The sequence below is a fragment of the Nocardia sp. NPDC046763 genome (assembly GCF_040645495.1).
Lineage (GTDB): Bacteria > Actinomycetota > Actinomycetes > Mycobacteriales > Mycobacteriaceae > Nocardia.
Genome location: NZ_JBEYYI010000003.1, coordinates 76,419 through 97,346 on the forward strand (window position 1 = coordinate 76,419; position 20,928 = coordinate 97,346).

At 70.2% G+C, this 20,928-nt stretch carries 17 protein-coding genes; 12 read left to right on the top strand and 5 right to left on the bottom strand.

Annotation, left to right across the window (positions count from 1 at the left end; translation table 11 throughout):
* Positions 1 to 320: 320 nt before the first annotated feature.
* Genes ABZ909_RS05405 through ABZ909_RS05440 form a run of 8 tightly spaced genes read left to right on the top strand, consistent with a single transcriptional unit; the run spans position 321 to position 11,548 of the window.
* The gene (locus ABZ909_RS05405; protein ID WP_356996396.1) at positions 321 to 3,047 is read left to right on the top strand and encodes a phosphoenolpyruvate synthase; all 2,727 of its coding nucleotides are present in this window, start codon (positions 321 to 323) and stop codon (positions 3,045 to 3,047) included.
* Positions 3,044 to 6,655: an AMP-binding protein gene (locus ABZ909_RS05410; protein WP_356996397.1), complete on the top strand. Its 3,612-nt coding sequence runs from the start codon at positions 3,044 to 3,046 to the stop codon at positions 6,653 to 6,655. Before ABZ909_RS05405 ends, ABZ909_RS05410 begins: the two co-directional genes overlap by 4 nt.
* Entirely contained in the window at positions 6,652 to 6,933 is a 282-nt protein-coding gene (locus ABZ909_RS05415; RefSeq protein ID WP_356996398.1) for an acyl carrier protein, read from the top strand. The genes ABZ909_RS05410 and ABZ909_RS05415 overlap by 4 nt, the downstream gene beginning before the upstream one ends.
* On the top strand, positions 6,930 to 8,039 hold the full coding sequence (locus ABZ909_RS05420; RefSeq protein WP_356996399.1) for an SDR family oxidoreductase: 1,110 nt from the start codon (positions 6,930 to 6,932) through the stop codon (positions 8,037 to 8,039). The genes ABZ909_RS05415 and ABZ909_RS05420 overlap by 4 nt, the downstream gene beginning before the upstream one ends.
* Positions 8,036 to 8,971, top strand: coding sequence for a nucleoside-diphosphate kinase (locus ABZ909_RS05425; RefSeq protein ID WP_356996400.1), 936 nt, complete (start codon positions 8,036 to 8,038; stop codon positions 8,969 to 8,971). Before ABZ909_RS05420 ends, ABZ909_RS05425 begins: the two co-directional genes overlap by 4 nt.
* Entirely contained in the window at positions 8,968 to 9,972 is a 1,005-nt protein-coding gene (locus ABZ909_RS05430) for a ScbA/BarX family gamma-butyrolactone biosynthesis protein (RefSeq protein ID WP_356996401.1), read from the top strand. Before ABZ909_RS05425 ends, ABZ909_RS05430 begins: the two co-directional genes overlap by 4 nt.
* Positions 9,972 to 10,604 carry a nitroreductase family protein gene (locus tag ABZ909_RS05435; RefSeq protein WP_356996402.1) on the top strand — a complete coding sequence of 211 codons (633 nt, stop codon included), beginning with the start codon at positions 9,972 to 9,974 and terminating at the stop codon, positions 10,602 to 10,604. The genes ABZ909_RS05430 and ABZ909_RS05435 overlap by 1 nt, the downstream gene beginning before the upstream one ends.
* Complete coding sequence (locus ABZ909_RS05440) at positions 10,601 to 11,548, top strand: hypothetical protein (protein WP_356996403.1); 948 nt, start codon at positions 10,601 to 10,603, stop codon at positions 11,546 to 11,548. Before ABZ909_RS05435 ends, ABZ909_RS05440 begins: the two co-directional genes overlap by 4 nt.
* A 13-nt stretch (positions 11,549 to 11,561) precedes the next feature.
* On the opposite strand, the gene ABZ909_RS05445 is transcribed toward ABZ909_RS05440, so the two are convergent.
* Entirely contained in the window at positions 11,562 to 12,341 is a 780-nt protein-coding gene (locus tag ABZ909_RS05445; RefSeq protein WP_356996404.1) for an ABC transporter permease, read from the bottom strand.
* Complete coding sequence (locus tag ABZ909_RS05450; RefSeq protein WP_356996405.1) at positions 12,338 to 13,615, bottom strand: glycosyltransferase; 1,278 nt, start codon at positions 13,613 to 13,615, stop codon at positions 12,338 to 12,340. The genes ABZ909_RS05445 and ABZ909_RS05450 overlap by 4 nt, the downstream gene beginning before the upstream one ends.
* Before the next feature lie 119 nt (positions 13,616 to 13,734).
* On the opposite strand from ABZ909_RS05450, the gene ABZ909_RS05455 reads away from it, so the two are divergent.
* Positions 13,735 to 16,287 carry a cytochrome P450 gene (locus ABZ909_RS05455; protein WP_356996406.1) on the top strand — a complete coding sequence of 851 codons (2,553 nt, stop codon included), beginning with the start codon at positions 13,735 to 13,737 and terminating at the stop codon, positions 16,285 to 16,287.
* Between the two features lie 12 nt (positions 16,288 to 16,299).
* Here the strand turns inward: ABZ909_RS05455 and ABZ909_RS05460 are convergent, their stop codons facing one another.
* Positions 16,300 to 17,517 (bottom strand): cytochrome P450, encoded by a 1,218-nt coding sequence (locus ABZ909_RS05460; RefSeq protein ID WP_356996407.1) that lies wholly within the window; start codon positions 17,515 to 17,517, stop codon positions 16,300 to 16,302.
* Between the two features lie 99 nt (positions 17,518 to 17,616).
* Here ABZ909_RS05460 and ABZ909_RS05465 point away from each other — a divergent pair, with 99 nt between their 5' ends.
* Genes ABZ909_RS05465 through ABZ909_RS05475 form a run of 3 tightly spaced genes read left to right on the top strand, consistent with a single transcriptional unit; the run spans position 17,617 to position 19,222 of the window.
* Complete coding sequence (locus tag ABZ909_RS05465; RefSeq protein ID WP_356996408.1) at positions 17,617 to 18,042, top strand: hypothetical protein; 426 nt, start codon at positions 17,617 to 17,619, stop codon at positions 18,040 to 18,042.
* Positions 18,036 to 18,263: a helix-turn-helix transcriptional regulator gene (locus ABZ909_RS05470; RefSeq protein ID WP_040857236.1), complete on the top strand. Its 228-nt coding sequence runs from the start codon at positions 18,036 to 18,038 to the stop codon at positions 18,261 to 18,263. The genes ABZ909_RS05465 and ABZ909_RS05470 overlap by 7 nt, the downstream gene beginning before the upstream one ends.
* Positions 18,260 to 19,222 (top strand): NAD(P)-dependent alcohol dehydrogenase, encoded by a 963-nt coding sequence (locus ABZ909_RS05475; protein WP_356996409.1) that lies wholly within the window; start codon positions 18,260 to 18,262, stop codon positions 19,220 to 19,222. Before ABZ909_RS05470 ends, ABZ909_RS05475 begins: the two co-directional genes overlap by 4 nt.
* Positions 19,223 to 19,476: 254 nt before the next feature.
* Here ABZ909_RS05475 and ABZ909_RS05480 read toward each other — a convergent pair whose 3' ends face one another.
* Complete coding sequence (locus tag ABZ909_RS05480) at positions 19,477 to 20,526, bottom strand: alkylmercury lyase family protein (protein ID WP_356996410.1); 1,050 nt, start codon at positions 20,524 to 20,526, stop codon at positions 19,477 to 19,479.
* Positions 20,523 to 20,927, bottom strand: a complete 405-nt coding sequence (locus ABZ909_RS05485; RefSeq protein ID WP_356996411.1) for a MerR family transcriptional regulator — start codon at positions 20,925 to 20,927, stop codon at positions 20,523 to 20,525. Before ABZ909_RS05485 ends, ABZ909_RS05480 begins: the two co-directional genes overlap by 4 nt.
* Position 20,928 lies beyond the last annotated feature (1 nt).

Consider the following 20,928-nt stretch of genomic DNA (forward strand, 5'->3'; position numbering starts at 1 on the left):
ATCTCGTCGGTGGCTGCACAGTGCTTCGGCATGCGGCGACGGAAAGTGAAGCCGCACAACAAGAGTCGCGGTGTTACCGAGGAATGCCGGGTTGCGCCGGTGCCCGTCGGGGACTGTCGGGGCTTTTTCGCGCCATCCGGCCGTGTCGTACTCGCTGCGCGAATTGCACGGCGTGGCTTCGGCCGTGATGGTGGCTCGAGGAACCGGGGTGAGGCAGACCCAAGAACCTTGGGCTGGTGCGCGTTTGAAACGTGGACTACTCAAAGTAGAACCCCTGATCTTGCTCCGGCATTCGCTGTGATGTGACTGGCCTCAGGGGGATGGGAGAGGTTGTGCGATTGCTCGGCCCTTGGTCGGATTCGGTGGATGTCGCCGCGTATGGGGGCGGGAAGGCGCGGGGGTTGTACGCGTTGGGGGAGGCGGGGGTCCGGGTGCCGGAGTGGGTGGCGCTCGGCACGGAGGTGTTCGACGGGTTCGCGAGCGGGGCGGGTCTGACGGGAGAATTGGAGCGGTTCGCGGCGCTCGGGGAGGTCGAGGCCGCGGTGGCGCGGGCCGCCGAGTTGCGCGGGGCGCTGGCGGCCGCGGAGGTGTCCGCGGCGGCGGTGGCGGTGATCGGCGAGGCCTGGGAGCGGCTCGGGCCGGAGCCCATCGCGGTGCGGTCGTCCATGTCGGCCGAGGACGGGGCGGAGCATTCGTTCGCCGGGCAGTTCGACAGCCACCTGAACGTGCACGGTCTCGAAGCGGTGATCGCCCGGGTGCGGGATTGCTGGGTGTCGGCGTTCTCCGAGCGTGCGGTGCGATATGCGTTCGCGCACGGCCTGTCTCGCGCCTACGCGCCCGCGGTGGTGTTACAACGATTGATCTCGGCGCGATCCAGTGGTGTGGTGTTCACGCGGAATCCGATGACCGGCGCGGACGACGAGCTGGTGATCAGCGCCGTCTTCGGGCTGGGGGAGGGGCTGGTGTCCGGCGCGGTGGACGCCGACTCGATGATCCTGGACCGGGACACCGGTGCACTGCTCGATATAACACTGGGGGACAAGGATATTCGCGTCGAGCCCGGCGACGGGCAGGGCAGCACGACGGTCGAAGTCGAGGCCGCCCGACGCGGCACGCGGGTGCTGACCGACGCCGAGACCGCCGAGCTGGCCGAGATCGCCCGGAAGGTCGAAATATCGTGTGGCGCACCACAGGACATCGAATGGGCGATCGACGACACCGGCCTGTGGCTGCTACAGACCCGGCCGATCACCGCGACCGCGTCGACGCTGTCCGCGCGCGAGGTCGAACTGCGTGGCGCCGGCGAGCGGGTGGGTCGCAGTGAGACACGAATCTGGGACAACTCCAACATCATCGAGAGCTTCAGCGGCGTCACCTCGCCGCTGACCTACACCACCGCCGCCGATATCTACGGCCGCGTGTACCGCGGCTACGCGGCCTCCCTGGGGGTGCCGTCCGAGCAGCTGCGGCAGACCGATGCGTGGACTCCCGTGCTGCTGGGCAGCTTTCACGGCCGCGTCTACTACAACCTGCTGCACTGGTACCGCATGGTCGGCATCGCGCCCGGCTACCCGCTCAACCGCCGGGTGCTCGAGGTCGCCCTCGGCGTGGCCGAACCGCTGCCGGCGGATATCGCGAAGACGCTGCGGCCCTTCGAGTTCGACAGCGCAGCGGCCCGGCTGCGCTCGCGCGCGCTCACCACGATGATCTACGCGCGGCGCCTGTTCGGCATCGACGACCTGGTCGAAGGGTTCATGACCGACTTCTACCGCGTCTACGACGAGTACGACGCCGTGGACTACACCGCGCTGACCGGCGAGCAGGCCTACCGCTCCTATCGCACGGTGGAGGGCGACCTGGTGCGGCGGTGGGGCCCGCTCATGGTGCTCGACGCCATCCTGCTCACCTGTACGGGCCTGATGTTCCTGCTGACCAAGCTGTTCCTGCCCAAGGCGCCGGAATGGTTCCTCTACGCCGTGGTCGGCCCCGGCGCGGATGTCGAATCCGCGGAGCCGGCCCGCGCCATGACCGAACTCGCCCGGGTGGTGCGCGCTGATCCGGAACTGAACGACATCATCAATTCGGCTGCGCCGGAGGCGATTCACGACGCGCTGCGGGCCGCCGAGCGCACCGAGTTCCTGGCCGCCCTCGATGACTATCTGGACCGCTACGGCTATCGCAGCCTCGACGAACTCAAGCTGGAAACGCCTGATCTGCGCGAGAATCCGGCCAATCTGTTCGTCATGCTGCGCAGTGCGGTCGGCCGTGTCGGCGACACCGTGACCGCGAACCGCGCCGGGGAAGCCGACGCCTACCTGGACGCGCATCTCGGCCACGGCGCCCGGCGGCGCGTCTACGAACGCCTGCGCGCCAAGGTCTCCCGCTGCGCCGCCCACCGTGAGCGGCTGCGCTTCTGCCGCACCCGCGCCTTCGGCATGGTCAAGCGCATGATCCGGGTGATGGGCCGGGATCTGGCGGCGCGCGGTGTCATCGACGAGTTCGAGGACGTGTTCCAACTGACCGTCGAGGAACTGCGCGGCTGCTACGAAGGCGCCGACACCGGCCGGCTGCGCGAGGTGGTGACGGTGCGGAAGTCGCTGCGCGCCAAGGATTCCACGCTGGTGGCCCCGGCCCGCTTCCGCACCGTCGGCCCGCGGCTGGGCAATGCCGAACTGGCCGAGCAGGGCTGGATTCCGGTCACCGCGACGGCCGCGGCCACCCCCGGCACGGTGCTCACCGGAACCCCGTCGGCGGCGGGCATTGTCGAGGGCGTCGCGGTGATCGTGGACGAACCCCGCGACGTGGCCGGCGGCATCCTCATCGCCTACCGCACCGATCCGGGCTGGGTGGCGGCCCTGCCCTCGGCGTCCGCGCTGGTCATCGAACGCGGCAGTCCGCTCACCCACGTGGCCATCGTGGCGCGTGAGCTGGGCGTGCCGACCGTGGTCCAGCTGCCCGGTATCACCCGCCAATTGCGCAGCGGCATGCGTATTCGAGTCGATGGGGCCGCCGGCACCGTCACCGTGCTTCCCGAAGGAGACCAGTGATCGACCACGTGAACGACGTAGCGACCGTGCGCAGGTGGCTGATCGAGCCCTCGGCCGGCACCGGACTGTACCTGGCCGACGAGGCCGACGGATGGGAGTACCGGAGCTATCGGGACCTGGCCGACCAGGTGTGGTCGATCGCGGAGCTGCTGCGGGTCGCGGGACTCGGCAGCGGCGACGGCGCGTGCGTGATCATGCCGACCGGATTCCCGTGTGTGGCGGCCTTCTACGCGGTGTGGGCGTGCGGCGGGGTGTTCACCCCGGTCGCACCGCCCATGTTCGGCGACCTGGAGCAGATCGTCGCGCATATCGCGGGCATCGTCGAGCAGGCCGCGCCCCGCCTGGTGGTCACCTCCCCGGAGTTCGAGACCTTCGTGCGCAGCGCCTGCCTCGCGGCCGGTCGCACCGACGAGCCTGTGGTCGTCCGTGCCGCGGCGCTGCCCGCCGCCCCCGCGACGCGCGAACTCGCCGAGGTGTCGGAAGTGGCACTGCTGCAGTTCACCTCGGGCTCCTCGGGTGCACCGCGCGGTGTGCGGGTGAGCTGGCACAACCTGGCCAACAACATCGCCATGATCACCCGCCTCATCGACTGGCAGCCGGGCGAGACCATGGTGTCGTGGCTGCCGCTCTACCACGACATGGGGCTGGTCGGCGCGTTTCTGCAGGGCGTCACCAACCAGGCCGACCTGTACCTCATGCGCCCCGACCAGTTCGTGCGCGACCCGCTGCGTTGGCTGCGCGCCATGACCCACGCCCAGCACGCACCGTCGCCGTCGTTCGCGCTCGGCTATGTGGCGCACCGGATCCGGCCCGAGGAGATCGCCGGCCTGGACCTGTCGGGCTGGCGGACGCTGGCCATCGGCTCCGAACCGGTCGAGGTGGCCGACCTGCAGGCCTTCGCGAATCTGACCGGCCCGCAGGGCTTCTCGATGGGCGCGTTCACCCTCGCCTACGGGCTGGCCGAGGCGACGCTCATGGTGACCTCCTCGCCCACCCGGCGGCCCATCACCGCGCTGCGGCTGGACAATCCGAATCTGCGCTTCGGCGAACGGGTTCCGGTGCTCGAGGAGGCGATCCTCGACGACACCCACCGGGTGGCGGGCGCGGGCTGGATCACCGGGCTCGGCTTCTCCACCCCGGAATCCATCGTGACCGTGGTCGACGACGAGGGCCGGGAACTGCCCGACGGCGTCCTGGGTGAGATGGTGGTGACCGGAGACTCGGTGGCGCTGGGCTATTCCGGGGAGGCGGGCGCGACCTCCTCCACCCGCCTGGAGAACGGCCGCCTGTACTCGGGTGATGCCGGATTCCTCTACCACGGCGAGGTTTTCGTCCTCGGCCGCATGGGCACCAGCATCAAGGTGCGCGGCCGCTCGGTGTTCATGGAGGACATCGAATCCCGGGTCGCCCAGGAAACCGGGCTCACCAAGGGCAAGCTCGCGGCCGTCGGCCTCGTCGAGGCGGGACTCCAGGGCGTCGCCCTCTTCGCCGAGACCGCGCCCGGCGACTGGATTCCGCAGGCCCGCGACCTCATTCGCGGCCACCTCGGGCCCGCCCAGACCGTGCACATCGTCACCGGCCCGCGCGGCCTCATCCGCCGCACCTCCAGCGGCAAACCCCGCCGCCGCCACATGTGGCAGCTGCTGCGGGACGGCGCCCTGCAGGGCGCGGTGCTGCACGAGATGGATTCCGCTGCGGGGCAACCCACTTCCCTCGAGTCGGAGGGGGCCGCGGTCGGCACGTCACAGCCGACCACGCTCGCGCAGCCCGGCGACGCCGACGATGGCGGATCCGAGAGTGTGGCGCCCCCGGCGCAGGCCGTGCCGCGACCCGGGATGCCGATGGACAGGCTGCGACAGCTCCTGGACGGCGCGCTGCGGTCGGTCGCCGTTCCCGAGGACGCCGCGGTCTTGTTCGAGGGCTCTCTGGCCGAGGGTTTCGGCAATGCGGGCTCCGACATCGACTTCCTGGTGGTGGCCCCCGGCGCGGACGAACTGCCGACGCTGCCGACCGTCCTGTTCCTCGACGGCCGCCGCGTCGAGGTCCGCACCCGCTCGGTGGCCCAGCTGCGCCGGCAACTCGAGCGGGCCGCCACCGACCCGGACGAGGACGGCCTCAACCGTTGCCAGCGTTTCCTGCGCGCCACGGTCGTCCGACCCGGCACGGTCGATCTGGACCAGCTGCGCGGGATCCTCACCCACGACGGCTTCACCATCCTCGTGGCGGACTGGTGGACCGCCCGCGCCCGCCACGCCCTGGGCTACGCCATCGCCCTGCGTGCCTTCGGTTCCCGCACCGAAGCCGAGGCCTGGGCCGAAGACGGTCTCAGGCAGGCCATGAAGGCCTGGCTCGCCCGCCGCGGCGAAACCTACCTCGAAACCAAATGGCTGCCACAGCAACTCGATCGCACCGCCCCCGACGCGCTGATCGACCGCTACCGCGAGCTGACGGGTGCGGCCGACCGGGAGCGCGCGGGTAACGAGGGCGATTCCGGGCGGCTCGCGCGGTTCGAATCGACTGAATCATCGGATTCCGGTGGGGAGATCGCTGGGACGATCGCCACCACTGCCGATGCGGAGTCTCGGGACCGGGGCGGCGCGCGGTGGGCTGCCACGGTGGCCCTGGCCACCGATCTCGGGGTGGCGGGAGTCGCGGATGACCCGCACGAGCTGATCTTCACGCGGCGTCCCGCCGTCACCACCTGGCCGCTGGCCGGACGCCTGCACGTGCTGCGTTCCGACAGTGAGGTTTTCGTGCTGTCCGAGGCTGGAGCCCAGGCGTGGCGGTCGGTGGTGTTCCGGCAGTCGATCCGGGATGTCATGGCGCGCGCTCCGCGCGATATCGGGGCGGAGCTGGCGGAGTTCGTCCGGCTGGGGTTCGTCGGATTGCAGTGGCGGGGCGGTGAGGTGCTCGAACCGGCCCTGGCCATGTGTAAACCGGTCGAGGCGTACACGCCGGTGGCCGTGGCGGCGACGCCCGCACTGGGACTCACCGGCGCGGCGCGCGGGGAGGGGGTCGCGACGCTATCGGCGCTGCCTGCCCGGCGGTTCATCGGAGCCGGGTTGAATCTGGTGTGGTCCAACGTGGTGCTGGAAAATGCCCGCGAGGATCTGGTGGGCGCGGTCAAGGACGCGCAGGGCGAGGTTGCCGATATCGCTGGGCACCGGCTCATCGCCATGAGTGTGCGAGTGCTGTTGAGCGCGTTCGGCATTCATCCGCTGCCCGCCGATGTGGATCCCGTCGGCACGGTCGCCGGGCTGCTGCCCCCGCATGCCCCCGAGCGGGACACACTGATCGCGGCGCTGGAATCGGCCGTGCGCGTGCGGTTCTCGCGGACCCTGCGAAACGGCGGCGACACGCTGAACGATCTTGCCCGTGTCGACGCCGTCGTCGCCACGGTGCGCCGCCTGGTCGCGGATACCGGCGCGGGCCGGGACTTTCCGGCCTCCTTCGATTCCCGCGAGCAGTGGCAGCGCACCCTCACCCTCGGCTACGACTGGCTGCGGCTGGCCGGGTATCTCGACGCCGACCTGCCTCTGGACGAGGCCCGCGACCTGCTGGCCAGCGGCGGCCAGCAGCCCCACCTGCGAGAGAGCGAGCAGTCATGACCACGGAAACCACTGTCGCCGAACGCGTCCGGCACATCATCACCACCATGGCCCCACGGCCCGCCGAACTCGACGGTGCCGCCGGCGCACGGCAACAGGGTGACGAGCTGCGCCTGATCGAGGACCTCGGCTTCGACTCGCTGCGGCTCATGGAATTGACCGTGGTGCTCGAACAGAGCTTCGCGCTGCCGCGGTACCGGCCCGAACAGCTGATGGGAGTGCTGCGGGTCGGCCAGGTCGTCGATCTGGTCACCCGCACCCTGGAGGTGAGTGCATGAGCGACCGGAACACCGTCCTGCTCACCGGCGCGAGCGGACTGGTCGGGTCGGAAGTTGCCGCCAGGCTCAGCGGCGCCGGCCGACCGGTAGCCGCCGTGCTGCACAGCAATTCGGATATCCGCCGCAATGACGGCAGCGGGTACGAGCCGGACCTGCGGATCACCGGCGACATCCGGCGGCCGGTCTTCGGGCTGGAGCCTGCGACGGCGGCCGATCTCGCCGGCCGGGTGGGCATGATCGTGCACTGCGCCGCCACCACCGCCTTCGACGCCACCGCCGAGACCTACGACGAGCTCAATGTGCGCGGTGCGGAGCACGCCGTCGCGCTGGCCCTCGCCTGGGACGTGCCGTTGCTGCACGTGAGCACCGCCTATGTGTGCGGTCTGCGGCACGGCGTCATCCGCGAGGACGAACTGGATGCGGGCCAATCCTTCGGAAACGGCTACGAGCAGAGCAAATTGCGGGCCGAACAGGTGATCAGGGCGGCCGGGGAGCGCGGGCTGCGGTGGGCGGTGGTGCGGCCCGGCATCGTCACCGGCGCGCTGGGCGACGGCGTGATCCGCGAGTACAAGAACCTCTACACCGTGGTGAAACTGATGGTCGAGGGCAAGCTGCGCACCCTGCCCGGCCGCTACGACGCCACGCTCGCCCTGGCCCCGGTCGACCATGTCGCCGACGTGATCGCCGCCGCGGTCACCGATTTCGACAGTGTCGCCGGATCCACCCTGCACGCTGTGGGCCGGGACACGCTGTCGCTGCGCGAGGTCTCCGACGTGCTGGCCGAGTACCCGTCCTTCGAGGTCGCGACCTTCGTCCCGGAATCCTCCTTCCACAGTGAGGATCTCGACCCCATCGAGCGCGAGTACTACCTGCGCATCGGCGCGCTCTACACCAGCTACTTCCAGCGCCGCCTGTCCTTCGACACCAGCAATGCGGACCGCCTGCTGGACCGGCTCCCACCGCAGACCGGCAAGGACTACCTGCGGGCGCTGCTGGACCACTGCCTCGAGTCCGGCTACCTGGGCGCGCCGCTGCCGTCGATCGCGGAAACCCTGGCGCGCACCGGAATCGGCGCGCCGACGCCGGGAGCGGAGGCCCGGCCGTGACCGACGACGCCCTGCGCACCCTGCTCGCCGACGCGACACCGTCGAAGGAGAAGGTCGACGCCTACCTCACCGACACCTATGTGCTCGAGACCGTAGAGCAGGCACAGCGGCTCGGCATCGACGCCGCCGGCTTCGCCCGCGAGCACTCGCTGCTGTTGCTGAAACCGGACGCCATCGTGGCCCGGGCGGTCGAACCGACCCTGACCTGGCTGGCGGACAACGACTTCCAGGTGGTGGACGCCCGCCGCGTGGTGGTGGACCGGCACGTGGCCCGCGCCCTGTGGTACTTCGCCTGGAACATCGCCTCCCCGGAACGGCGGCGGCTGGCCGATCTCCTGGTGGGGATCTCCGACGTCCTGGTGCTGGTCGTCCGCGGCCCGGTCGCCGAGCTGCCGACACCGGTGCGCCTCACCGCCGCCAAGGGCGCGACCGACCCCCGCAAACGGCAGCCCGGTGAACTGCGCTACCTGCTCGGACGCCACAACTACCTGCTCAATCTCGTCCATTCCCCCGACGATCCCGCCGATGTACTGCGCGAACTCGCCATCTACTTCGACGAGACCACCCGGGCCCAGGTGTTCGCCCACGCGCTCGAGGCGCGCGACCGCACCGACGCGGCCGCCGCGCTGGCCCGTGACCTCTACGACCGGGCCCCCGCCCGCAGCTTCGAGCGCTCCGACGCCATCGCCCGGCTGTACGCCGAACTGGGTTCCGCCGCAATGAAATCCCCGGACGACCGCATCTCCGCGACCGAGCCCGGCTCCCCGGCCGCCCAGGCCGCGCTGCTGGAGGTGGCGTGGTCCAGCGGACGTGAGCTGGACCCCTGGTCGGTCATCGTGCTGGGTTCCTACGTCCTACCCATGCGCGCCGGGACCGGGTCGCAGACCCTGCGCCCGGTCAGCGCGACCGATTGGCTGGAGGCCAGATCATGACGACGACACAGCCACCCAGAACCGCCCACCCGCTCTCCCGGGCCGCCGTGCGCGCCACCCACCTGCGCACCATCCCGCGCGCGCTCGCGCACCGGCACGCGGTCGCGGAGGTGTTCGTGACCTCGCTGGATGCCGAGACCTCCGGCGCCTTCGTGGCCGGGGCCCAATTGCCGCGCATGCACGGCCATTACGGCGATCACGCCGGCGCGCTGGGCCTGCACCACGACCTGATCGCGGTCATGGAGGCCGCCCGGCAGGCCTCCATCGCGGTGACCCACGAATTCTTCGACGTGCCCACCGACCGGGCCTTCCTGGTGCGCACCTTCAACGGCACCGGCATCGACGGCGCGATCTGGGAGATCGGTTCCGCGCCCGCCGATCTGGAACTGCGGGTGCGGGCACTGCGCGAACACCATCGGGGAGAGCGGCTGGAGGGCCTGGACCTGGTCCTCGACATCAGCTGCCGGGGAGTTCCGATGGGTACCGTGGACGGCTCCTTCTCCTGGGTGGATCCCCGGCAGTGGGCCGCCATCCGCGCGGGCTACCGGAAGCACCTGGGCCTGGGGCCCTTCGAGATTCCCGCCTCGCCGGGCACGCGGGCCGCCGCGGCACTGGTCGGCCGGGAGAATCCCCGCAATGTGGTGATCGGGCCGCCGCAGTCCACCCCGGGCCGGTCCCGCGCCGCGCTGGTCGCCGACACCACCCATCCGGTCCTGTTCGACCATCAGCTCGACCATGTGCCCGGCAACCTGCTCATCGAGGCCTGCCGGCAGACCGCGCTCACCACCATGGGCCCGCAGCCCCGCCGATTGATCAGCGTGACAAGCGCTTTCGACCAGTTCGTGGAGCTCGACCTGCCCGCTGTGTGCGTGGCCGAGCGCACCGACTCCGGGGTGGATGCCACCGTGGTGCACTGCGAGATCCGCCAGGCGGGCACCGTGGCGGCGCGCATCGACCTCGAATTCGCGGGAGACCCGACACTGTCGGAGGACGGCGACTGATGGACATCGATCTGCTGACCGGCACCCGCGCGATCCGCAAACGCCTCGACCTGCAGCGGCCCGTCGACGACCGGGACCTGCGGGAGTGCCTGGAGATCGCGGTACACGCGCCCAGCGGCTCGAACCGGCAGCCGTGGCGGTTCGTGGTGGTGCGCGACCCCGGACTCAAATCCCGGATCGGCCAGTACTACCGGAAAGGGTTCGCCGCCAACCTCTCCGGCCGCACACCCCGGCCGGATCAGCTGGCCGATCTGGCGTCGGGGCAGTACCTGGCCGACCACCTGGCCGAGGTGCCCGCGCTGATCCTGGTATGCGCGCTGGGCCGCCCGCCCGCCGAACCCTCGGCGGTGCGGCTGGCCAGCTTCTACGGGTCCATCTATCCGGCGGTGTGGAATCTCCAGCTGGCCTTGCGCGCACGCGGTCTCGGATCGACGCTGACCACGGCGCATCTGGCCTACGAGCGCGAGGTCGCCGAGCTGCTGGGCATTCCGTTCGAGGAGGTCACCCAGGTGGCCATGCTGCCGGTCGCGCACCTGCTGCCGGGCGGCGGGAGACCCGTGCGCCGCACACCCGCCACGGAACTGACCGGCTGGGACGGCTGGCCGACACCGGGGGAGGTGGCGGCGCCATGACCGATCTCGCCGAAATTCCCTCCCGCACCGGCCTTCTCACCTCGGTGGGCCGGATCGCACGGTTCACCAAGGTGATGTACAAGCCGCACTACCTGCTGTACGGAATCCTCTGGGTGCTGGCCCTGGAAGGCACGGCGGCACTGCTGACGCAGCCGGGCGTCGCTTGGCATCCGACCGGCGCGACCGCCGCCCGCATCGGCATCGTCGCGATCGTGCTGCTGTACCTGCGCATGGTCGACGAGCAGAAGGACCTCGAGTACGACCGGGTGCACAATCCGGACCGGCCACTGGTCACCGGAGCGGTGAGCGCGCTCGAATTGCGCAGTGCCATGGGGGTGATCGCGGTGGTGTCGATCGCGGGCAGCCTCGCGTTGTCGGCGCGCTCGGCGGTGGCCATCGCGGCGGTGCTCGCCTACGGCCTGATTCTCTGGGCGCTGGAACAGCTTTCGGAGACGGTGCGCACCGACATCATGCTCAACCTCGTGGTCACCTATCCGGTGCAGCTGCTGGTGACCGCGTATGTCGTGCTGTCGGCCATCGACACCGGCGAGGCGGCGGCCCACGGCCGGGTCGCGGTGGTGGCGATCGTGTTCGCCGGTGCCTTCCTGCAATTCGAGTTCGCCCGCAAGACCTCGCGCAGCACGCGGCCGGGGGAGATGTACTACTCGAACGCGCTCGGTGCGCTCGGTAGCGCCGCGGCGTCGGTACTGTGCGCACTGGCGGCGGCGGTGTGTGAGATCGCTGTCGCGAAGCCGTGGGAGTGGCACGGCGCGGCCGCGGTCCTCGGCTGGATTCCCCTGGCGCTCACGCTGATCCCGGCCGTCGGAGCATGGCGGTTCGCGCGGTCGCGGGACGACGAATACCCGGTACTGCCCGCGGTCCTGTTCATCCTCACCCTGTACCTGACGCTCATCGCACAGGCAGTGGTGGCCACCCGCGGCTGAGCCGCTCAGCGGCTCAGCGGTAGGACAAACGCCGGAAGGACACGGCGGCACAGGCGAATCCGACCGCCGCGATGGCCAGGCACCACAGCACCGCTGCCGGCGCCCGGTCGGCGGCGGTACCGTCCAGCAGCGCGCGCACGGTGTCGACCACCGGGGTCGCGGGCTGCCGGTCGGCGATACCGCGCAGCCAGCCCGGCATGGTGCGGGTCGGCACGAACGCGCTGCTGACATACGGAATGAACGTGATGGCGTAGGTGAGCCCGCCCGCCGCCTCCGGATTGCTCGCCGCCATGCCCAGCGCTACCGCGATGGCCGTGATCGCGACCACGAACAAGGCGATCAGCGCGGCCGCGCCCAGCCAGCCCAGCGGCCCCGAACCCGGCCGGTAGCCCAGTGTCACCGCGACGCCTACCGCGATGGCGATGGCCGCCATGGTGCGCACGAGGCCCTCGCTCAGATGTCCCGCCGACAGTGCCTGCCGGAACATGGGCAGCGTCCGGAAGCGGTCCATACTGCCGCGCGTCATATCGGTGCACACGCTGGTCGCGGTGATGGACGCGCCGAAACCCGTGCACAGCAGCATGATTCCCGGCACCACATAGTTCAGGTACGAGCCGCCGACCTCGATCGCGCCGCCGAACACGTAGGTGAACAGCAGCATCATCAGAATCGGCATGGTCAGCGAGATGACCAGCGTGTCCGTGCTGCGCAGGGTCCGGCGGGCACAGCGCCGGAACATGACCAGGGTGTCGGGGACGAAATGGCGTGCCGCCGAGAGCGTGGGAACCGTCACCGGGCGGCGGCCTCGATGAGATCCGCGGTGTGCTCGGCCACCCCGGTGGTCCGCAGGGTCGCCGCGAAACCCTCGACGCGCTGCCGGGTGCGCGCGTTCAGCAGCGGCCCCAGCGCGCCTGCCAGCCGGTCGGCGGTCATGGCGGTGAACGGAAGATGCGCGCCCACACCGAGTCTCTCCACCTGCCCGCCCCACATGGGCTGCTCGAACGACACCGAGCACACCACCGTGGGCAGTCCGGCCCGCAGGCTTTCGAACAGGGTGCCGATGCCGCCGTGGTGCACGGCCGCCGCGCAGTGCGGGAAGACCCGGTCGTAGGCGAAATTGCCGACCAGCTTGATCCGGTCGCCCGTCACGATGTTCGCGACATCCAGGTCGCTCCATCCCGCGTGCACCAGGGCACGCACCCCGAGCCGCGCGGACACCTGCTCCACCATGGCGAACACGGCGGCGGCATCGCGAATCGGCATGCTGCCGAAGCCGAAGAACACCGGCGGCTCGCCCGCGTCGACCCAGGACAGAATGTCGTCGTGGCTGCCCGACAGCTCGCCCACCGCCGCGCGGGTGGCCTGATCGAGGGTCAGGAAGCCGGTGAAGGGGCGGCGGTCGTCCCACTGCCGGGGCAGACCCGGCACCAGGGCGGGATCGTAGATCTGGATCTCGGGCACCCGCGCCCGCGCGAGGGCCGCGGCCGGGCTGGTGTACGACTTCGGCAGCCCCAGCACGCCGCGCAGCTCGTTGAGGTAGCGCAGGAACACCACGCGGCGCAGGTTCTCGGCCAGCAGCCAGGTGGCCCGATTGACCGGGGCGGGCGGATTCCAGTGTGCGGGAAGCAGACCCGGGAACGGGTAGACGCTGTTCATGCGCGCCGGATAGTAGTGCAGGCTGACCAGTGGTACGCCCATGGCCTCCGCGATCGAGGACGCCCGGTCCTCGGTGACGGTGCTGGCCACGATCAGATCGGCCTTCGCGCACACGCGGATGACCTCACGGTTCATCCGCTCGCCGTACTCGGCCATCTGCTTGCCGACCAGCTGCATCAGCCGCAGCGTATTGCCCGCGGCCAGCGCGCGCTGGCCCTCGTCGGAGCTGTAGAGCCGCTGCACGTCCGGTCCGCAGGCCTGCGCGGGAAGCCCTGCGGCGGTGACGAATTCGACCAGATTCGGCGGCGCGCCGATCAGCACCTCGTGACCGCGGCGCTGCAATTCGACGCCCAGGCCCACGATCGGGTGCACATCGCCCCGGGTTCCGGTCAGCGGTATCGCAATGCGCATGCGGCCTCTCTCGGCAGGGGGACGGGATCCCTTGACACTGGGGTGCTCTGCGGGCCGGCGTCCAGACGCAGGAAATGTGGGCATTTCACAGCGGGGCGGCGCTGCGTAGGGTTGCGCTGATGCACATCGCCATGTTCGTGGACTACCATCCGGCCTCGCTCGGCGGGGTGCAAACAGCTGTCACCGGGCTGCGCCGTGGACTCGAGCGCGCCGGGCACCGGGTGACCGTGTTCACAGTGCCCGACCCGGCGGCCGCGCCGGACCCGGATATCGTTGCGCTGCAACCGCTGCCGGTTCCGGCCGTGAACGGATTCGCGGTCGTCGCACCGACCCGGCGCAATGCCTCGCTCATCGACGCCGCATTCGCCGCCCGGGGGCCCGTCGACATCGTGCACACCCAGAGCACCTACGGCGTCGCCATCGCGGGCATGAAAGCGGCACGGCGGCACCGGATTCCGCTCGTACACACCGCGCAGAGCCGCGACGACGCCTTCATCGAGCACACCTCGCCCGCGCCGTACGCCACCGCGCTGGCGCTGCGGGGGCTGCACGGCCGCTGGGTGCCGCACGAGCATCACATGCCGCACCGGGCCGAGGAATCGGCCGCGGCCCGGCACGCCTGGTGGACGATCAGCGGGCAGGCCCAGGCCGCCGACCAGGTGATCGCGCCGACCCGGCACTTCGCGGACCTGCTGCTCGCGCACGGGCTCACCCGCCCGATCACCGTGGTGTCCAACGGTGTCGACGATGCGCTGCTCGACGACCGCACCGCGGTGACGCGCCCCGCGGACGGGCCGCTGCGGCTGGTGTGGTGCGGGCGGCTGTCGGGAGAGAAGCGGCTGCTGGAATCCATCGAGGCGGTGCGGCGCACCGACAACTGCGTGCTCGACATCTACGGCGAGGGCGACCTGCACGGCGCGGCCGTCGGACGCATTGTGGAACGGCGGCTCGGGGAGCGAATCCGGTTGCACGGCAGGGTGAGCCAGGCCGCCTGCCTCGACGCCATGGCGGCGGCCGACGCACTGCTGTTCCCCTCCAACGGATTCGACACCCAGGGCATGGTGCTGCTCGAGGCCGTCGCCGTCGGACTGCCGGTGGTGTACTGCGATCCCGATCTCGCCGAATCGGTGCCCGCGGGCATCCGGTCGGCGGATCCCTCGGTCGAGGCGCTGAGCGAGACCCTCACCAAGCTGGTGGCGGACCGCTCGGTGCTCGCCGATCTGCGTGAGCAGCTGGCCGGTCACGTCGACGCGGTGCGCCAATCGCACCAGATCGCACGGGTATTGGAGGTCTATCGGGACGCCAGCGCCGGATTGGCTTCCGCGTCGCCGCCCGTCATGCCACGGAGCCTGGCGGACATCCCCACCGCGCCGGGCAGTGTGCCGGTGCTGGGGCACAGTCTGCGCGCGCTCACCGACGCACCCGGCTTCGTGACCTCGCTGCCCGCGCTCGGGCCGATCGTGCGGGTGCACTTCGGCCGCCAGACCGGCTATGTGCTCACCACCCCGGACCTGCTGCGCGAGGTCAATCTCAGCGATGCCGAATTCGAGCGGGAAGATCTGCGCGAGGCTATCGACGATATCGCGGGCGGGGCGGTCAATGTCCTGCGCGGGCCCGAACACCGGCTGCGCCGCCGCATGATCTCGCCCGCGCTGCGGCAGAGCAGGCTCGCCGAGTACGCCGAAGCCGCCGCCGATATCGCCAATGCCTGGGCCGCCGCACTGCCGGTCGAGCAACGGGTGAACCTCATGGACGAGGCGCACGGCCTGGTACTCGACACCGTCTCGGCGACCCTGTTCACCGCCGACTTCGGCGACAGCGCGCGCCGCGAGATCCGTGACAGTGTGCCGTGGCTGCTCAGCCAGGTCATCGTACGCACCGCACTGCCGCCGCAGCTGCGCAGGCTGCGGGTCATCGCGAACTACCGGTGGCGCAGCAAGTCCCGGCACCTGCGCGCGGCCGTGGGGGCGGTGGTGAGCGAATACCGCAGGCGCGACGAGGATTTCAACGACGTGGTGTCGGCGCTCATCCGGCACACCGACAGCGAGACCGGGGCGCGGCTGTCCGACGACCACATCATCGACGAGGCCATCCTCATGCTCGCCGGCGGCGTTGGATCCATGGCGTCGCTGACCGGCTGGCTGTGGCACGAGGTCAGCCTGCGACCGGCCATCGCCGAACGCCTGTATGCGGAACTGGATGCCGTGGTCGGCGGCGGTGACGTGCGGCCCGAACACCTGGCCGCCATGCCGTACCTGAAACAGGTCGTCTCCGAGACCATTCGATTCTGGGGACCCTGGATCAGCGCCGCCAACGCCAGCGCAGACCTGAACTTGGGGGACGTCACCATTCCGGCGGGGGCCGCGATCATGTTCAGCCCCTACATGGTTCAGCACGACCCGCGCTGGTTCACCCACCCCGAATCCTTCGATCCGGAGCGCTGGTCCGCGGAGAATGCCGCCGACACCGCCAAGAAGGCGATGATCTCCTTCGGCGTCGGCCGCCGCCGCTGCCTCGGCGACCATTTCGCCATGCTCGAAATCGCGCTGGCCTCCGCCGCGCTGCTGTCCCGCTGGCGGATCGCCCCGGTGCCGGGACATCGGGTGCGGGCCTCCAACCGGGATTTCGTGCTCTCACCCTCGGCGCTGCCGGTCACCCTGCGGGCCCGCTGATCCCGGCGGGTACTACAGCAGCACCGGCAGCTCGTGCAGCCCGTGCATGAGGGTGCTCGAATGCCAGGCGAGCGCCTGCGCGGCGGGTGACAGGCGCAGGTCCGGGAACCGGGACAGCAACGCGGCGAAGGCGACCCGTGCTTCCATGCGGGCCAGCGGGGCGCCGACACAGAAGTGGATGCCGTGGCCGAAGGCCAGATGGCCGGTGGTGTCGCGGGCGGGATCCAGGGCGTCGGGGACCGGATAGCGGTCGGGGTCGCGGTTGGCGGCGGCCAATGCGACGAAGACGAATTCGCCGGCGGGGATGTCCGTGCCGGCGATGGTGACCGGTTCGGCCGTGTGCCGGATGGTGCTCATGTTCACCGGGCCGTCGAAGCGCAGGAATTCCTCCACCGCAGCGGGAATCGCCTCGGGGTCGGCGCGCAGGGCCTGCAGTTGCGCCGGATTGCGGAGCAGGGCGTGCGTACCGTTGGCGATCAGATTGACGGTGGTGTCGTGCCCGGCGACCAGCAGCAGGAAGGCCATGCCGACCTGCTCGGACTCGGTGAGGGCATCGCCGTCGTCGGCGGGGACGGCCAGCGCGGACAGCAGATCGGCGGTGGGCTCCTCGGCCTTCGCCCGTACCAGCTGGGTCAGGTAGGCCGCCATGGCCTCGGAGGCGCGGGCCCGGTCCTCGTCCAGGCCCGCGACCGCGACCAGCGCTCGGGTCCACTCCTGGAAGTCCGCGCGATCGCCGAGCGGCACACCGAGCAGCTCGCAGATCACCGTGATCGGCAGCGGCTCGGCGAATTCGCGCAGCAGATCCGCCTCGGACCTACCCTCCAGGGCATCCAGCAGCGAGCCGGTGATCTCCTCGATGCGCGGGCCCAGCGCGGCTACCCGGCGCGGGGTGAAAGCCCGGGTCACCAGCTTCCGCAGCCGGGTGTGCCCGGGCTGATCGGTACTGAGCATATTGGTGAGCAGCGTCAGCGAATTCGGATCCGACTGCGGCACACCGCGTTTGCGGCTGAGCAGTGCGTCGTTGACCGCGGCCGCCTTCTGCAGGCGCGGATCGGACAGTGCGGCCCGGCCCACGGCGTAATCGAGGATCACCCAGCGAATGACGCCGTCGGGGAATCGGACTCGCCGCACCGGCCCGTGCTCGCGCCAGCGCCGGTAATGGGCGTGCGGATCGGCGAAGAACTCCGGGCCGATGGATTCGATCCGGTCCGGGGCTGCGATATCGGCCATACCGCGACCCTAGTCGATGGAATGGCATGCGGCGAAGGGCAATTCGTCGCAATGTAAAATATTCTGTACATCGAGTCGTGTTTTCTTTACACTGGGCTCATGCCCTACGAGGAGAAGCGAACCTGGATCCTGGGTGTCGCGGCCGTGGTCTCGTACGTGATCTATCTGATCGTCGTGCTGGCGCGTGCGCGGCACATCGCGGTGGTGGACGTGGCCTATGTCGCGCCGTTGCTGTGGGCGGTCGGCGGGTCCATCGTGGTCTCGATCGCCGCCAGCATCGCCGTGGCCATCGGGTCCCGGGATCGGGACCGCAGAGATCAGCGCGACCGCGAAATCGATATGCGCGGAGCACAGGTCGGTAATGCCTTCGTCGTGCTCGGCGCGGTCGCCGCACTGGTGCTTGCCATGGCGAACGGCGACCGGTTCTGGATCGCCAATGCCGTCTACCTCGGCTTCACGCTCTCCGCGGCGGTGGGCGCGATCACCAAGCTCGTCGCCTACCGGCGGGGGACCTGGCCATGGTGAAACCAACCAGGGTCACCAACAACATTCGCGCACTGCGCTTCTCGCACGGCGAGATGACACAGGCCGAACTGGCGGACCGGCTCGGGGTGACCCGGCAGACCGTCAATGCCATCGAACAGGGCAAGTACTCGCCATCGCTGGAGATGGCGTTCCAGATCGCCCGGGTGTTCCGTGCACCACTGGACGAGATCTTCGAGTATCCGGAAGAAGACCAGCCATGAAGGCCATTGCGCAAGACGCGTACGGCACCGTCGACATGCTGTCCTACATCGACATCCCCACGCCCGACACCGGACAGGACGGCGTGCTCGTCCGCGTACGCGCCGCGGGCGTGGATCCCAGCGTCTGGCATTTCATGACCGGCGAGCCGCGGATCGCCCGGCTGGTGCTCGGGCTGCGCGCGCCCCGGGAACGGGTCCGCGGCTGGGATGTCGCCGGCGTCGTCGAAGCGGTCGGGCCACAGGTGACCGAATTCCAGCCCGGCGACGAGGTTTTCGGCACCGTCCCCGGCTCCTACGCCGAATTCGCCTGCGCCCCCGCCGCCAAACTCCAGCACAAACCCGTCAATCTGAGCTTCGAACAAGCCGCGGCCCTGCCGATCTCCGGCATGACCGCCCTCACCGGCCTACGCGACGCGGGCCGCATCGAGGCCGGAGAGCGAGTGCTGGTCATCGGCGCCGCCGGCGGGGTAGGACACCTCGCGGTCCAGCTCGCCAAGCACTACGGCACCGAGGTCACCGGCGTCTGCTCGGGCGCGTCCACCGCCTTCGTCACCGAACTCGGCGCCGACCACGCCATCGACTACACCACCGAAACCCTCACCGGCCATTACGACCTCATCCTCGACATGGCCGGAAACCGCCCCCTCCCACTACTGCGCTCCCTGCTCACCCCCACCGGCACCCTGGTCCTCGGTGGCGGCGAAGGCGGCGGCCGTTGGTTCGGCGGCCTGGGCCGCTCCCTCCACGCCCAACTCCTCTCCCCCTGCACCCGCCACCGTCTGCGCTCCCTGCTGGCCCTCCCCAAACCCGAAACCCTGAGCACCCTGGCCGAACTCGCCACCGCAGGCGCGCTCACGCCTCGCATCGAACGCACCTTCGCCCTCCCCGAAGCCGCAGCCGCCATCACCCACCTGGCCGCCGGGCACTCCACGGGCAAGTCCGTGATCGTGGTCAGCTGACGCGGAGACGCGCAAACCCCTCCGCCGAGTGCGGCGAGGGGGTTCGCGAAATCGTATGGCCCGCTGTTACAGCGGCATCGGGCCGGACGAGCCCGACGAGGCCCAGGACCAGCCCGCGTTGATGCGGGCCAGGATCAGGTTGACGATGTCGAGAACGGTTGAACCCATCGGTGTTTCCTCAGTGCTCGGGGTATTGACGGTGCGGAGCGTAGTCGAGGCGATCCGGGAGCGATATGGGTTGGCGCAATGGTGAATCAGCACTGCGGGGGAGCGGGAGGCGGCACGGTGTCCGGGTGGTCGGAGGTCGCGAAGAGTTGAGCGCCGAAGATGTCTTCGCCGAGCCGGCGGGCCGCAGCCAGATCGAGGATGGCGCCGTCGAGGTGGGGATGCGCGTCGGACCAGCGCTGGGCGGTGTCGCGGTCGGTGAAGAAGTTCAGGTCGTTGCAGCAGGAATCGGCGGAGGGGCCCGAGCCGGCTCGGGCGCCGAGGAAGACGACGGTGGTTGCCGGTTGGGCGGTGAGTTCGCCTGCGCGGATGGCTATCTCGACGGGGTCGGAGGTCACCGGGTCCGCCGAGGTGATGACCGCATCGGTGCCGAGCATTGCGGGCATGCCCAGGGCGTCGACCGCGCACATCGCGTAAACCGTTGCGCCGTCCGTGATTCGAACGCGGTGCGGGGTCGGCGACGTCGAGAACGGGTAGGCCGAGGCGATAGCGCCGGCGGTATCGAGACGGATCACGTCCGCCTCGTGTAGGTGAGTCAGGACCGATGCGGCGGAGACGTCGAACCGCGCTGCGATGCGGGCCAGCTCCTCCGTGCTCGGTGGACGGCCGGTGGCGGCGAATCCGCGGAGAACAGCCTGGTGGATCGCCTTTCCTGCGGCGTCCGCCGGTTGTGCGGCGCTTCGCCACGTCGAGAGTCCGGATGCGGGGGAGTCCGTGGTGTCCGAGGGTGGGCAGCAGTCGCCGGCAGCCCGGGAGTCCTCCGGCGTATCGCTCGGTCCGAGCCGCAGGGCCGCGCGGAGAGCGCCGACCGATGGGGCACCGTCCATGCCGCCGGATTCGGACCGGTACAGGCGGCACGAGACGCTCGGGACCTGGCCCGGCACAGCGAACGGGTCGACGCCGTCGACCAGCAGCGTGGGCGAGCCGGCCATGCCCGCGGCGGCCGCTTCGTCCGGGTCGTCGATGACGCGGTGACTGATCTCGAGGACGATCGGATGGCCCGCCGTCGCCTGCCGGACGCGGTCCTCCAGCACAGCCACATTCGGGCAGTCCGGAACCTGCAGAATTTCGAGCTTCACGACCGATCTCCGTTCTCGTGCAAGGTCTCCAGCAATGAGCAGCAGCGGTCCGCTCGCGGGCGCTCGCAGGTCGCCACCAGCTCGGCCAGCGATCGCCGCATGCGTTGCAGATCGGCGATGCGATCGGCGAGCAGGGCCATCCTCGACTCGGCCAGCTCCCGGGCCGTGTCACAGTCCTCGGGGCCGCCTGCGGCGAGCTGCAGCAGCACCTCGACCTCGTCCAGGCTGAACCCGTGATCCTGCGCCCGCTTGACGAATCGGACCGTTGCCACCGCGTCCGCGGGATACGCGCGGTACCCGCCCGCCGAACGCGGCGGCTCCGCCAGCAGACCTCGCCGCTCGTAATACCGCAGGGTCTGCACGTTCACGCCCGCCCGGGCGGCCACCTCGCTGCTGCGCATA

What these genes read in the sequence shown, in the direction of transcription:
- ABZ909_RS05405 (WP_356996396.1), top strand. Translation starts at nt 321, where the DNA reads ATGGGAGAGGTTGTGCGATTGCTCGGCCCTTGGTCGGATTCGGTGGAT.
- ABZ909_RS05415 (WP_356996398.1), top strand. Translation starts at nt 6,652, where the DNA reads ATGACCACGGAAACCACTGTCGCCGAACGCGTCCGGCACATCATCACC.
- ABZ909_RS05420 (WP_356996399.1), top strand. Translation starts at nt 6,930, where the DNA reads ATGAGCGACCGGAACACCGTCCTGCTCACCGGCGCGAGCGGACTGGTC.
- ABZ909_RS05430 (WP_356996401.1), top strand. Translation starts at nt 8,968, where the DNA reads ATGACGACGACACAGCCACCCAGAACCGCCCACCCGCTCTCCCGGGCC.
- ABZ909_RS05435 (WP_356996402.1), top strand. Translation starts at nt 9,972, where the DNA reads ATGGACATCGATCTGCTGACCGGCACCCGCGCGATCCGCAAACGCCTC.
- ABZ909_RS05440 (WP_356996403.1), top strand. Translation starts at nt 10,601, where the DNA reads ATGACCGATCTCGCCGAAATTCCCTCCCGCACCGGCCTTCTCACCTCG.
- ABZ909_RS05450 (WP_356996405.1), bottom strand. Translation starts at nt 13,615, where the DNA reads ATGCGCATTGCGATACCGCTGACCGGAACCCGGGGCGATGTGCACCCG.
- ABZ909_RS05455 (WP_356996406.1), top strand. Translation starts at nt 13,735, where the DNA reads ATGCACATCGCCATGTTCGTGGACTACCATCCGGCCTCGCTCGGCGGG.
- ABZ909_RS05460 (WP_356996407.1), bottom strand. Translation starts at nt 17,517, where the DNA reads ATGGCCGATATCGCAGCCCCGGACCGGATCGAATCCATCGGCCCGGAG.
- ABZ909_RS05465 (WP_356996408.1), top strand. Translation starts at nt 17,617, where the DNA reads ATGCCCTACGAGGAGAAGCGAACCTGGATCCTGGGTGTCGCGGCCGTG.
- ABZ909_RS05470 (WP_040857236.1), top strand. Translation starts at nt 18,036, where the DNA reads ATGGTGAAACCAACCAGGGTCACCAACAACATTCGCGCACTGCGCTTC.
- ABZ909_RS05475 (WP_356996409.1), top strand. Translation starts at nt 18,260, where the DNA reads ATGAAGGCCATTGCGCAAGACGCGTACGGCACCGTCGACATGCTGTCC.
- ABZ909_RS05485 (WP_356996411.1), bottom strand. Translation starts at nt 20,927, where the DNA reads ATGCGCAGCAGCGAGGTGGCCGCCCGGGCGGGCGTGAACGTGCAGACC.